Below are 12,674 nucleotides of genomic sequence, written 5' to 3' on the forward strand. Positions count from 1 at the left end.
CCGTGCGTTGATATTGGGGTTTATGAAAACGTCCGGGAGGTGCCGGCAAGTGCCGGCTCCTTGCTGCCGTGGAGGTTGGCGGCCGCGACGAAGCGGAGGCCGGAACGGGTGAGTGCGTCGGCGGTGCGCTGGACCGAGCCGTGCTTCTCCAGGTACAGCTGGCGCATGATGGCCATGTCGCCGCTGCTCTCGAGGTCTTCCTGGGTGCGGAAGTAGTCGAAGAAGTCCGAGGGGTGGTTGAGCTTGTCTTCGATATCCGGGTCCGCACCTTCGTGCTTGGCCGCGACATTCGCCACCGTCGCGGCGATGTCGATGATCTCGTCACGCCGCAGGTACGGCTGGCGTACCGTGCTCTTGTACGTTTGCGTGAGGTGGTGTTCGATCCGGACCTGGTCCCGGTAGCCAAAGGTGTCGCGGATGGCCGCGATTTCGCGGATGGTGTCCGCGTTCACTGAGTTGCTGATGTTCAAGCCGATCAGCGGCGTGCGGCCGTCTGCGTTTTCCATGAGCTTGGCCATCATGAACGTGTAGGCGGCACCGTAGGAGCTGTCGTGGCCGGCGTACCAGACCGATACCTTGAACTCGGTTTCGATGCCGATCTGGTTCAGGAAGTAGCCGATCAGCAGCTGTCCAGGGGCGATGTTGAGCACCTGGCGTACACCGTTAGTGGTGTAATGGTGCAGGTACTCATCCAGCCACTCCAAGGGCTGGTCGTTGGGCATGCCGATGCCGGCGAAGTAGCCGGCGAGGACGTCGGCGCTGCCAATGTTGACGTTGGAGCCGTCGGTCCCGTTGGTGTTGAGGGTTTCGACATAGCTTGCGCCGATGATCTGCATGGCTGCGGCGAACGCGAGCATGTCACCCTTGTCCCCCAGCGATTCGTTCATGTTCCGCACGCGGATGTAGCGCCCGGGCATGATCTCGCGTTCCCGGATGGCGCGGCGGGCCTCATCCATGAGCCACGGGAAGAAGTTCATTGCGCTGATCTCAAGCGTGACGGCGTTCTCGCTTGCGACGGGTGCCGCGCCGGGTCCCAGGATGCGCTCGGTGTATTCCTCCATGCTGACGAAGGTGCCGGCGTCGCGCTGTTCCTCCAGCCACTGCAGGTCCGCCAGGTAGGGCGAGTCCATGTTGGCAAGGCGCTGCTTGAGGTTGCCGAGGTCGCGGGCGCTTTCTGCCTTGGCGTTAATGTCCGCGACCGTGCCGTACTTGTTGATGACGTCGAAGAACGATTTTGTCATCGGGTTGTTTTTGTCTGCCAGGAAGCTGTTGATGGCTGCGGCGGCGGACGGGTTGCACTGAAGTACGTTGTTTTCCATTTCGAATGTCTCCTTTGACACTTGACCCGCAGGCAATTTCACTGCGGATGGGCTTGCAGATTGCTTGGTGGTTACTGCTTCTGGAGTTGCTTGACAGTGCCGGTGACCGAGACCTGGTGGGCAATGGTCATGGCGTTGGGGCTGAATTCAACGGCGGCCTGGCGGATCTCGTCAAGGTCTTGTTCCGAGGCGTCCGCATCGACCTCGATCTCGTAGACGAGGCCGTCCATCTCAACCTTTGCATCGTCGCGAAGGTTCATGAAGCCGGCCAGATCGAGGCTTCCCTTCATAGTCACGTTAAGGGATCTGACTTCGATATTCCGCATGGTTGCGTTGACCATGAAACCCACCATGATGCAGGCACCGACGCCTGACATCAGGTATTCCTGCGGGGTGGGGCCCTGGCTTTGTCCGAGCAGCTGCGGCGGCTCGTCGACGACCCAGGTGAAGTCGCGCTGGATTTCTTCGCCACCAACGTTCATGGGCAGGGCGGTGACTTCGGCCCGCACACCGGAAATCCAATCCAGGCGGACACCGTAGGAGGCGATGCCGGCGCTCGGTGTGGCCGTGATGGCCCCCTTTGCCCCGGCAAGTGCCTTGATGTCTACGTTGTTCAACATTTCATTTGCTCCGATACTGATTTGTTTGTCTGAGGTCACTGCATCTGCGCTCTTGTCCCGGTTGCTCTGCCCGGGGGGGCTGCGTGTGTTCCATGTTTTCAAGGTCGAGTGATCTGCGCCATGGAGCTTGATGCCATATTAGGGATAAAACTGTGTAACCTATCCACATACGTTGATGGGGATTTACTCATCGAGCTGCCACGAGGCTCAGAAAACCGCGACAGCCGGCCTCTTGGGGCGGCGGCTGTCGCGGCAGGATTGCTTGTTGCGGCGCCTGCCACGGTCAGGCCAGGGACTGGATGCGGCTCCAAACATCTGGATCGACCTTGATGCCGGCAATCCCGCTGGCGTGGCGGATCCGCTGGGCGCGGTCGCCGGGCACCAGCACCGGACGGGCGGGATCGGACGGCTCACAAGCCCGGACAAGGTCAAGATAGGCCGATACTGCACCCGGCTGCGCCGCGGGTTCGACGACGATGAACACGTCACCCTTGTTGCACACCTGCGTTGAGTCCAGTGTTCCCCTGATGTCCGTCCCCATCGACGTGCCGGTCAGTGAGGCCACAAGGACCTCAAAGGCCAGGCCGAGGGCGTACCCCTTGGCCTGACCGAACGGTGCGATGGCCCCGTTCTTGGCGGCGGATGCGTCAAGGGTCGGATCCCCTTGGCCGTCCAGCGCCCAGCCGGGCTCGAGCGCCTTGCCCCGGTTGGCGTAGTCGTGGACCTTGCCCATGGACACAACCCCCGTTGCCATGTCCAAAACGAAGGGGTGCGGCTCCGCCGGCACGCCGATCGCCACGGGATTGGTGCCCAGCAGCGCCTTGCGCCCGCCCCAGGGGTGGACCAAGGCCTCGCTGGTGGTCAGCGCAATGAGCACCTGGCCCTTGCGAGCCACGTCCTCGGCATAGATTGCCAGCATGCCCAGGTGGTTGCTGTTGTTGATTGCAGCAAGGGCCACGCCGGTCTTTTTAGCCTTTTGCGAGATCTCCGTCAGGGCCTTTTCGGCCACCACAGGCCCCAGGCCGCGTTCACCGTCCACAGCCAGAAAGGCGTCACCGCGCCATGCGGAGCGGCCCGTGGTGACGGGATCGGCCACACCGTTGGTGATGCGTTCGATGATGCGGGGAAGCCGGAGCAGGCCGTGCGAGGGATGGCCCCTAAGCTCGGCCTCGACCCACAGGCGGATCTGGACTTTGGCGTTTTCTGCCGATGCACCTGCTCGGATGAGGGCCTGTATGGACACCTCTGTCACTTCGTTAACGGGAATTAGCACTTGTCCTCCAAAAACTGGGCTCACGACCTAACAGCCACGCAATGAAAGCGTGGGGTGGGTAAGCAGATGGGGAGACAGGCGGGAGCATGCCGCGCACATTCAAGGTGACTCAAGTCACGAACGGTCTTCGTAGGAAAAGACTTTACCCAGAAGGAACGCCCGCGTCCACACCATTTCACTCCAAGACGTTCGACCTATTCCAATCTTGGCCGAATTAGTGGGACTTCGTCCCCCTGGCCAGGCCGGCGCGTGCCCATTCTTGGGAAGCCCGAAGTCTCGCGGTGCCACAGGTCCGCGAGTCTTCGGGGAGCGCCTAGAGTTCCAGCCCGGCTTCAGCAAGGTCGGCCTTGATCAAGGCGATTTCCGCCTCGCCCGGCTCCGCCAGGGGACGCCGGACTACCGAGCTGGACAGGACACCCTGCCACTTGAGAATTTGTTTGACAGCCACCGCGCCCTGCACGCGAGTCATCGTCGCCCTGACCAACGGATCCAGCTCAAAATGTATGCGCCGAGCAGCGGCAAAGTCCCCGGCCGCAGCGGCGTCGACGAGCGCACGGAACGGGGCGGCGGCAACGTTTGCCGTGACACTGAATAGCCCGACGGCGCCGGCGGCCATCAGCGGCAGCGTCAACCCGTCGTCGCCCGAGTACACGTCAAGGTCCGTGTTGGCGAGCACGCGCGTGGTTTCGGAGAAGTCGGCCTTGGCGTCCTTGAGCGCAACGATGCGCGGGTGGTCGGCCAGCTTGATGATGGTTTCGGTCGCGATGGCAACCCCGGCACGGCCGGGGATGTCATAGAGCATGACGGGCAACTCGTTGGAGTCGGCGATGGCCTCAAAGTGGGCCTGGATGCCAGCCTGGCTGGGTTTGTTGTAGTACGGGGTAACGAGCATCAGTCCGTGCACGCCCAGAGCGGCCGCCCGCTTCGAGAGGCTGACGGAGTGGCGGGTGTCGTTCGTGCCGGTGCCAGCGTAAACGTTCGCCCGGTCCCCCACGGCATCCAGGACCGCGGAGAACATGCCCAGGTTTTCCTCGTCCGTCAGGGTGGAGGTTTCGCCCGTGGTGCCAGTGACCAGGATTCCGTCGCAACCGTCGTCCACCAGCTTATTGGCCAGCGCGGCGGCCCGCTTGTAGTCCACTTCGCCGTCGGCGGTGAAGGGGGTGATCATGGCGGGCGCGAGCGTGCCAAACGGGCGGGGCGTGGTGGACGTCTCAATCATGGAGAGTAGATTACCCGGCTTCTTCCTGAAACCTTAATCACGCCATCAGCGAGGGGGCCTGGCGGAGCAATGCGTCCGGCCTACCCTGCGAACTGGTCGGCCTGTTCTCCAACACTGGGAAGACGTGGCGGCCGCCCGGGGAGCCGGTCCGGGTGAACGTCCACGATTTTCCCGACCCGGCCTGGGCAAGGCCAGCCCCTATGGTGAATATGACGTCGCTGCCAATGACGGGTGGGCGTCAGTGGGCACCGACCACGGCACCTCGACGTTCTCGGTGGAAACCATCAGGCGGCATGCTTAGGAACACTCCGATGCATAGTTGTCTGACTGACGGAGCCGTCATGCTTCGGGCCCTGAAAGCCCGAGAACAGCCGTTCCAACAACAGCTTTTCGAGTACAGAAAGTAGACATCTACTTAACAGAACATGAGGCTTCCGAATCACGTGAACCACAATCGATGCAATTAGTTAGCCTCATACGCACGCCGGGTCAGCATCTCTATGGTGTCCCATGCCTGCTTATCCACCACTCTCAGCTCAACATCCCCCGTGCCGAAGTGCCCGATACTGGAAACATCACGCATAAAACCTTCCTGGATCTCAACAGTAGAGGGGTCAAGCTTGAGGTAAATGAGCAGATTACGAGACTGAGGATGAACCTCAGCGCATGCAAAGTTCTTCAACCGCCGAAACGCGAAATAATTCTTCCGCTCGTTCTTAACAACATCGTCACCCAACGACAGCGCGAAGGCCTCGAAGTCCGCATACAGCCCCTGCAGCTCACTATCTGCCTGAGCCAAATGGTCGGCAACAGTCTTTTCACGGCTTAGCCGCGGACCGCCCCCAGGCACCACCGTCGAAACACGCCGCTGAGATGAACTCGACGCCGCTGTCGTTGTCGTTGTCACCAGCTCCACCGCGAGAAGCTCGCTACCAAAGTCTCGATAACGAACAAGCTCAACGTTTCGGTCGATCTGCCGAACAGCATGCTCGTCATACCGCGTGAAATCATTCGCCACACAAATCAACCGAGGCGCAGACCAATCAATACCAAGAGCCACTTCACGACCCAGACAGCTCTCCACAAGGATCTGAAACTCGCCCTGATGATCCATCAACCAATCAAGGTAAAACAGACCCTGATTAATGACGTTCTCGTTGGTCGTGCGCTTGTACTCAAGAATGACTGGAGACCCGTTTTCATCCAGGCCCAAAGAATCAATCCGACCACGATGAACCTTCCCCGTGCCATGCTCACTGGCCAGAAAACGAATCCCGAAAATCGTCTCCAGGTTCGACTCAAGCAACTGCTGAAGATCCCGCTCCAAAGCCACACTGGACGACATCAACTCAGTAGCCGCCCCCTCAACAATCCGAAACAACTTCAGATCAGCCACGACGCCGCACCCACCTCAAAAACGACCCCAACCCAGTCATCACATTTCCAACCTCTCATCTAAAACCCACCATTCACACTGCAACTACCCAAGGGGACATACCGCACTCGCCGAGGACGAGATGTCTCGAAAGACCATCAGATCCTTCCAATGGGATCGTCCCTCAAGCCGTTTAGGAGCTTCCTGCCTGGTGAGATAAATCCAAGTCAAATACACGTCACCGTAGCGTTTGTTGTCAACGACCCGAGAGTTGCGCATCTCGACCTGAATGCGCCCGGTGGCGTCCTCGAAGGGATCACCGCGATATTCTCGCACTGACTTGATCTTGTTGAGCGGTACGGATTCCGCCGCGAGCAGTGGCTTCCCCGGGTTGGTCTTGGCGAGTCGTGCCATGTCCTCGAAGGGATATGGGCTGTTACGATCCTTGGCCCGGCGGCGCTTGACCGGTGGGACGCTGGTCAAAGCCCCCATCAGCGGGGCTGGATTCCCATCCATAGCGAGGGGAACTCCTTCGTAAATAGCGACCCGACCAAGATGCATTGTCCGTATTTGAGAAGCGTCCAGATTGAATCTGTTAGATATTTGACATGATCTTATCCTGCATCTGGCGGGCCAAAGACGGATACGGGGACCGCCGGGCCGCGGGTAGAAACCGGGCGAGCGCAGGCAGCTAGCGGCCCCAGATCAGCAGCAAGCAGGAATTCTGGACGTCCAGAAAAATCATGTCGAAGGACGCGCAAAATCCGCGCCAAAATAGGGAATTTCGGCTCATTCACACATTCTTGCCTAAAGTGTTGACACGTGACAAGTCTTTTAGTAAAGTCGTATTTGTCAGATCAACCGAGCAGGAGGCACATCGAGTGCGACACGCAAAGCAGGTGCAAAAGCTCTTCCCAGAGCTGGAGCGCCAAGGGTTCCGGATCAAGGCGACAAAGTCCGGCTGGATCATCTATCCACCAGACAAGTCGAAAGCCACGATCGGGACGCATAGAACCCCCAGCGATCACAAGGCATGGAACAACTTCCAAGCCGATCTAAAACGGGCAGGGTTCATCGAACCGAAGTGAACCGGTGGCCGCCGGATAACCCCGGCGGCCACCCACCCCCCTCCTGACAACACGAAAGGCACACCATGCCCACCTGGTACACCCACACCCACCTGACGCTCCCCATCCCGCTGGCCGAAGATTCCCAGCTGCTGGAGCTGACCGAACACCTGACCAGCTTCGGAGTATCCGCGAGCGTTGCCCCCGACAACCTGGCACAGATCACCATCTCCCTGGCAATCCAGGCAAACGACCACCTGGACGCCGCCACCCAGGCCACCACCCTGCAATCCACCGGCCCCCTGACCGGCGCTCAGATCACCACCCTGACCGTGCGCACCGAACAGGACATGGAGGACTACCTGAACGCCCCCAGCATCCCGGAACTGGTCGGCCTGACCGACATCGCCGGAATGGCTGGAGTCTCGCGCCAGCGCGTGCGCGACTTGTCCATCAAGGATCCCGCGTTCCCACCGGTCGCAGTAAACACCGGCACCATGAGCCTGTACCTCAAGGCCTCGGCCGAACACTGGGCCGCCAGCCGCCACCCCACCACCGGACGCCCCAAGACCCTGTAAAAACCCCTCGCGGGCACGACCGAAACCAGAAAATCACTGGGCTATCCCAGCAGCAGAAACCAAGAAGGGAACGAACACCATGCACGAGGAACCCACCTGGACCAAGCCCTGCACCTGCGGCGCACAGATCTCCCGTTGGCACGGCCAAGGCGACGTCACGTGTCACCGCTGCGGCACCGAGTACAACACCTTCGGGCAGCGCCTGCGTCCCGGGTGGAGGGCCAACCCCTCCACCCGGGACGAGGAAATCGGCGACCTCGAAGGCTTCGAAATCGCCCACGCCAACGACCACTAACCAGAGGGGACATACCATGAGCCAGATCATCGAAGACGAACACCTCCAGACCCTCCTGGAAGAAGCAGAACAACACCACAACGACGAAGTCGCAGCCCGCACACCCGGCACCCAACCATCAACCGCGGCCGTCAACTACTGGCAGATGGCCCAAACCATCCGCCGCTTCCTCAACAGCCCCCACACGCCCAAATAACCCCACGGCGAGCGCCCCACCCGAAGCCCACAAACTGTCCCCCTCCCCAACAATCATGGAAGAGGAAGCAACACCCACCAACACCCCGAACAGCGCCCACAACCTCGGAGAACAACCCATGACAGCCACCCAAAACATCCACCCCGCCAAACCCCTCACCCCACCACCCCAGGAGCCAGCCATGAACACCACCGACCACACCTCACACGTCACCGTCCACAAAAACCCATACGTCTACCCGCCTTGGATCGTCTCCTACGGAAACATCCACATCGGCTCAGCCCACAGCATCCACATCGCCCACACCGCCGCAGAAATTACCGCCCACTACTCCCGCATCATCAACCCACCCAACTGCCACGCCACCTACCTCATCAACAACGTCCAACAAGACATGACCACCCACGGCTACCGCGAATACTGGACCCCACCAACACCCCGAACCCAAGCACACCTCGCACCGGCCATCACCCTCGCCGCATAAACACCCGCCGCGCTCTGGGGAAGGAGTTATGCCTCATGAAGTTTGACGATGACTTTATTGCCAGGAATTTCGTTTGGCTCCAGCCTCACAGTGTCAGGGTTAAGCGGTACCACGGTGACAGAGCAAGTCAGCTCGATTGCGTAGGGGTCCGGCAGCCCCGACGTTTCCAACGCCCCATCCGTAGGCCAGCTTGTGGGCCTCCAGGACGAAGAAGGTCTCGGTGGCGGCAACCCCGTCAATGAGCTGCAAGCGGTCGTAGAGCAGTTCGGTGTAGTGCTCGAGATCCCGGCAGACGACCTCGACCATGACGTCGTAGCTGCCGGTGGTCAACACGACATAGCTGGACTCGGTGAGCTCGGCCAGTTCCGCGCAGACCTGGCGGGCCTTGCCCGGGGTACAGCGCACCCCGATGAGGGCCAGCCGGTCGAAGCCGATCGACAGCGGGTTGGCGATGCCCACGATCTGCAGCACCCCGGAGTCCTCCAACCGCTGCACGCGGTAGCGCACGGAGGAGGCGGGGATCCCGGTTTCCTCGGCGATCTCCTTGAAGGACTTGCGTCCATTGAGCTGCAGGGCGGCAATGAGCTGTCGGTCGACGTCATCGATCTCGGTCATGGGGGTTCCTCCGATGCGGCATGTGGTGGTGCCGTTACATGCGGCCACCCTGATGTAGGGGCCCTGGGTGCGGCAGGGCCCGCTTCTTTGGCAAAAAAGAGGTAGGGCTGTGGTGTACTTCCGTATCACCACAGCCTTACCTTAGCCGAGGTGGATAACACCGGTGCGCAGGTCGGTCATGTCGAGCAGCGTGTGGACGCCGCCGATGCGGCCCCAGCCGGTGCCCTTGCCGCCGGCCCCGCCGAACGGCATGTTGATGTCCCACCAGCCGTTGGAGTCGTTGACGACCACCTGGCCAACTTCCATTTCTTCGATGAAGCGGAAGGCGCTGGCCATGTTCTGGGTGAACACCGCACCCTGCAGGCCCAGTGCATCGGCATTGGCGATGCGCAGCAGGTCATCGTCGTCCTCGCCAACGATGATCGGCAGGATCGGGCCGAAGGACTCTTCGCGGCCCAGCAGGCTGTCTTCGGTGACGTTGTCGACCACGGTGAATTCGTAGTAGAGGTTGGTCGGGAAGTCAGGGCTGCGCTGGCCACCCATGAGGATATCGAAGCCGCGTTCGCGGGCATCGGCGATGTGGGTGTCCATCTTGACGGCAACCAGCTCGTTGTTCAGCGGGCCCAGGTTGGTGCCCTCGGCAAACGGATCGCCCAGCTTCACGGTGGCCTTCGCGTACTCGAGGACCTCCTTGACGAATGCCTCGTGGACGTCCTTGTGGACGATCACGCGCTCGGTGGCGCAGCAGACCTGGCCGGCGCAGAAGAATGCACCGTCGACGGCCTTCTTGGCTGCGCGCTTGAGGTCTGCATCGGCCAGCACGACGACCGGTCCGTTGCCGGAGGCTTCCATGATGGAGCGCTTGAAGCCCGCGGTGGCCTGGATCTTCGCGGCGGTCGCGGAGGAACCGATGAAACCGATGGCGTCGATGCCTTCGTGCGAAACGAGCTTGGCGCCGAAGTCGCCTTCACCCGGAAGGATGGAGACGAGGCCCTCGGGGACGCCTGCCTCGATGAGGCACTCCATGGCTGCCAGCACCGTCAGTGCGGTGTTGGCTGGCGGCTTGACCACGTGGGCGTTGCCCGTGGCCAGGCCCGGAGCAATGAACTCCGCGAACATCAGCAGCGGGAAGTTCCATGGTGTGATGATGCCCCACACGCCAACGGCTGCGCGGAAGGTGAACATGCGCTTGTCGGTTTCGGTGGACTGGATGGTCTCGCCGTTCAAGCGGATGGCGTCTTCTGCGTGCAGGTGGAAGAGCTGGGCGGCTTCGGTGATGTCGGCTACCGACTCGGCCAGCGGCTTGCCCTGTTCGCGGGTCTGCAGTGCGGCAAGCTCGTCGATGCGGGCTTCGAGTGCGTTACCGATCTTGTGGCAGATTTCGGCACGCTTGAACACGCCGAGCTTCTGCCAAGCGCCCTTGGCCTCGTGGGCCTTGGCAACTGCCCGGTCCATGTCGGCTTCCGTGGGAAGCGGGAACGAGCCGACGATTTCACCGGTGGAGGGGCTGGTGACGTCGTAACGCTCCTGGCCGCTTCCGTCTGAGTATTCCCCAGCAATGAAGAGCTGTGCGCTCGTGGGCGCAGATACAGCGGTCATGGAATCAAGATCCCTTTCAAGAGGATGGTCTGATGTTGATGATGTAGATCACTATAGCCCGAATCCAGCGAAGGTCAACAAGATCTTCTGACCTATATTGTTGTAAAAACAAGATAAGCTCGAAGTATTGACTTTTACAACAACTTTGACAGGCTATGACGTGACTCACTAAAGATCACTCGATTGGGAGAAGCAAGTATGTCTGAGCAGTTGGCTCCAGCAGAGAGCACGGAGCAGTTACCGAAGAAGATGCGGTGGTGGGATGGCTTTGCCATGTCCATGACCATGCCGGCGGCATTGATTGCCACCCTCGGCGCATCCATTGCCGACCTCGGGGGTTGGGGCGCGGCGGTCCTCTGGGCCATCTCCATGCTCATCGCCATGGGCGTTAACTGGATCTATACCGAACTTGCCACGATGTTCCCGGATTCCTCCGGCGGCATCACCCATTATGCGGCCGAGGCCTGGAAGAAGCATGCACCCTGGGTCGCACCGCTTGCCAGCGTCGGCTACTGGTTCCCCTGGGGCACCAACCTAGCGACCTACGGCGCCATTACCGGTGCGCTGATCCAGGCCCAGTGGTTCCCGGACACGGTCTGGACCATGAACATTGGACCGCTCGAGTTGAGCCTGCCCATCCTGATCGGCATCGGCGTCATCCTGTTCATGTACCTGATCAACATCGTCGGCGTGCGCATGACCATGGCGTTTGTCTACATCACCGCCGGCATCCTGATGATCCCGCTCTTCTCCTTCATCGTGCTTCCGCTGTTCAGCGGTGACTGGACCCCCGCCGAACTGACCTGGAACCTGCATGGCATGGAAGGCCTGCGCAAGGCACTGGTCTGGCTCTACATCATGGCCTGGACCACCTTCGGCATCGAGGTCTGTGCAACGTTCGCCCCCGAGTACAAGGATTCGGTCAAGGACACCACCCGCGCCATCAAGGCAGCGGTGCTCTTCTGCATGGGCGTCTTCTTCCTCATCCCGATCACCCTGGGCGGCTACGCCGGCGAAGCGGCAATCCAGGACGACCCGGCAACATTCTTCGTGGCGTCCTTCGGCACGCTGGTCGGCGGTGCCTCAGACATCATGGTCCTGTGCCTGATCGCCTCGCTGCTGCTGATCATGACCACCTCGGTCGCCGATGCCTCCCGCGTGCTGTTCAACATGGGCAAGACCGGCATCACCATCCGCGCCGTGGGCAAGCTCAACAAGCGCGGCGTCCCGGTGCGTGCACTGAACGTAATGCTCGTGCTGAACATCGTGGTGCTGGTCGTGCTCCAGTCCCCGCTGGCCATCATCGTGACCGGCAACCTCGGCTACATCCTCACCCACATCTTCGCGGTCTCCGGATTCTTCATGCTGCGCAAGGACCGCCCGGAGGCCAAGCGCCCGATCCGGCTGCCGAACTTCTTCGTTCCGCTTTCGATCGCGCTGACGGCATTCATGGTGTTGATCCTGGTGGTGGGTGCCACCGGCTTCTCGATCACCGGCTACGGCGGCTTCAAGGAACTGGCCATTGCGCTCGGGGTCCTGGCCACGGGCGTCGTGATTTGGCTCTTCGTGCAGAAGAACGACAAGCGAAAAGCCGCCGAACTAGATTCCGTGGACGCCTAGGCGTCCACGCAAAGGAAGAAAACCATGCATTGGCTCCTGCTTGCCGCCGCGATCGTCGCGGAAATCATCGCCACCACGCTGCTGAAGGTGTCGGCCGGCTTCACCAAGCCGCTACCCAGCATGGGCACGGTGCTCGGCTATGCGCTCTCCTTCTACATGCTGAGCCTGGTGCTCAAATATGTTCCGGTGAGCATGGCGTACGCGATTTGGGCGGCAGCGGGAACCATTGCCATTGCCGTGGTCGGAGTCGTGCTTTTCTCCGAACGCCTCACGGCCGTGCAGCTGGTGGGCATTCTCGTGACGGCCGCCGGCGTGGCAATGATCAAGCTTGGGGCGGGGTCAGTCGAAACCGCACCCACCGAGGTCAGCTCACTGGGGCACCAGATACGGGGCTGATCTCCGCCTAGGCGGTGG

At 61.0% G+C, this 12,674-nt stretch carries 15 protein-coding genes and 1 pseudogene; 8 read left to right on the forward strand and 8 right to left on the reverse strand.

Going from position 1 to position 12,674, the window contains the following annotated elements; translation table 11 throughout:
- Positions 1-20 precede the first annotated feature (20 nt).
- The 4 genes from ACIPVK_RS18780 to dapA form a co-directional block, all read right to left on the reverse strand.
- Complete coding sequence (locus ACIPVK_RS18780) at positions 21-1,319, reverse strand: hypothetical protein (RefSeq protein ID WP_407613505.1); 1,299 nt, start codon at positions 1,317-1,319, stop codon at positions 21-23.
- A gap of 71 nt (positions 1,320-1,390) precedes the next feature.
- Positions 1,391-1,939 carry an OsmC family protein gene (locus tag ACIPVK_RS18785; protein WP_407613506.1) on the reverse strand — a complete coding sequence of 183 codons (549 nt, stop codon included), beginning with the start codon at positions 1,937-1,939 and terminating at the stop codon, positions 1,391-1,393.
- 283 nt (positions 1,940-2,222) lie between these two features.
- The gene (locus ACIPVK_RS18790) at positions 2,223-3,236 is read right to left on the reverse strand and encodes an Ldh family oxidoreductase (protein WP_407613507.1); all 1,014 of its coding nucleotides are present in this window, start codon (positions 3,234-3,236) and stop codon (positions 2,223-2,225) included.
- Between the two features lie 289 nt (positions 3,237-3,525).
- A complete protein-coding gene (dapA, locus tag ACIPVK_RS18795) occupies positions 3,526-4,431 on the reverse strand; it encodes a 4-hydroxy-tetrahydrodipicolinate synthase (protein WP_407613508.1) in 906 nt (301 codons plus the stop codon).
- Positions 4,432-4,520: 89 nt separating this feature from the next.
- On the opposite strand from dapA, the pseudogene ACIPVK_RS18800 reads away from it, so the two are divergent.
- Positions 4,521-4,717: pseudogene (locus ACIPVK_RS18800) on the forward strand (ISAzo13-like element transposase-related protein); the annotation flags it as partial.
- Between the two features lie 177 nt (positions 4,718-4,894).
- Here ACIPVK_RS18800 and ACIPVK_RS18805 read toward each other — a convergent pair.
- Positions 4,895-5,827 carry a DUF5655 domain-containing protein gene (locus tag ACIPVK_RS18805; protein ID WP_407613509.1) on the reverse strand — a complete coding sequence of 311 codons (933 nt, stop codon included), beginning with the start codon at positions 5,825-5,827 and terminating at the stop codon, positions 4,895-4,897.
- 84 nt (positions 5,828-5,911) lie between these two features.
- Positions 5,912-6,322 carry a hypothetical protein gene (locus ACIPVK_RS18810; RefSeq protein WP_407613510.1) on the reverse strand — a complete coding sequence of 137 codons (411 nt, stop codon included), beginning with the start codon at positions 6,320-6,322 and terminating at the stop codon, positions 5,912-5,914.
- A 227-nt stretch (positions 6,323-6,549) separates the two neighbouring features.
- On the opposite strand from ACIPVK_RS18810, the gene ACIPVK_RS18815 reads away from it, so the two are divergent.
- From ACIPVK_RS18815 to ACIPVK_RS18835, 5 genes are all read left to right on the forward strand, one after another.
- On the forward strand, positions 6,550-6,894 hold the full coding sequence (locus tag ACIPVK_RS18815; RefSeq protein ID WP_407613511.1) for a hypothetical protein: 345 nt from the start codon (positions 6,550-6,552) through the stop codon (positions 6,892-6,894).
- 65 nt (positions 6,895-6,959) lie between these two features.
- Positions 6,960-7,451 (forward strand): hypothetical protein, encoded by a 492-nt coding sequence (locus tag ACIPVK_RS18820; protein ID WP_407613512.1) that lies wholly within the window; start codon positions 6,960-6,962, stop codon positions 7,449-7,451.
- A 79-nt stretch (positions 7,452-7,530) separates the two neighbouring features.
- Positions 7,531-7,746 (forward strand): hypothetical protein, encoded by a 216-nt coding sequence (locus ACIPVK_RS18825; protein WP_407613513.1) that lies wholly within the window; start codon positions 7,531-7,533, stop codon positions 7,744-7,746.
- A gap of 16 nt (positions 7,747-7,762) precedes the next feature.
- Positions 7,763-7,942: a hypothetical protein gene (locus ACIPVK_RS18830; protein WP_407613514.1), complete on the forward strand. Its 180-nt coding sequence runs from the start codon at positions 7,763-7,765 to the stop codon at positions 7,940-7,942.
- Positions 7,943-8,123: 181 nt separating this feature from the next.
- Complete coding sequence (locus tag ACIPVK_RS18835; RefSeq protein ID WP_407613515.1) at positions 8,124-8,426, forward strand: hypothetical protein; 303 nt, start codon at positions 8,124-8,126, stop codon at positions 8,424-8,426.
- Positions 8,427-8,525: 99 nt separating this feature from the next.
- On the opposite strand, the gene ACIPVK_RS18840 is transcribed toward ACIPVK_RS18835, so the two are convergent.
- On the reverse strand, positions 8,526-9,041 hold the full coding sequence (locus ACIPVK_RS18840; protein ID WP_407613516.1) for an Lrp/AsnC family transcriptional regulator: 516 nt from the start codon (positions 9,039-9,041) through the stop codon (positions 8,526-8,528).
- A gap of 141 nt (positions 9,042-9,182) precedes the next feature.
- Positions 9,183-10,640 (reverse strand): aldehyde dehydrogenase family protein, encoded by a 1,458-nt coding sequence (locus ACIPVK_RS18845; protein WP_407613517.1) that lies wholly within the window; start codon positions 10,638-10,640, stop codon positions 9,183-9,185.
- 249 nt (positions 10,641-10,889) lie between these two features.
- Here ACIPVK_RS18845 and ACIPVK_RS18850 point away from each other — a divergent pair, with 249 nt between their 5' ends.
- Together ACIPVK_RS18850 and ACIPVK_RS18855 are read left to right on the forward strand one after the other, a co-directional pair.
- Entirely contained in the window at positions 10,890-12,260 is a 1,371-nt protein-coding gene (locus ACIPVK_RS18850; protein WP_407613519.1) for an APC family permease, read from the forward strand.
- Positions 12,261-12,284: 24 nt separating this feature from the next.
- On the forward strand, positions 12,285-12,656 hold the full coding sequence (locus ACIPVK_RS18855; RefSeq protein ID WP_407613518.1) for a DMT family transporter: 372 nt from the start codon (positions 12,285-12,287) through the stop codon (positions 12,654-12,656).
- Positions 12,657-12,674 lie beyond the last annotated feature (18 nt).

The organism is Paeniglutamicibacter sp. MACA_103 (genome assembly GCF_045798555.1).
GTDB lineage: Bacteria > Actinomycetota > Actinomycetes > Actinomycetales > Micrococcaceae > Paeniglutamicibacter.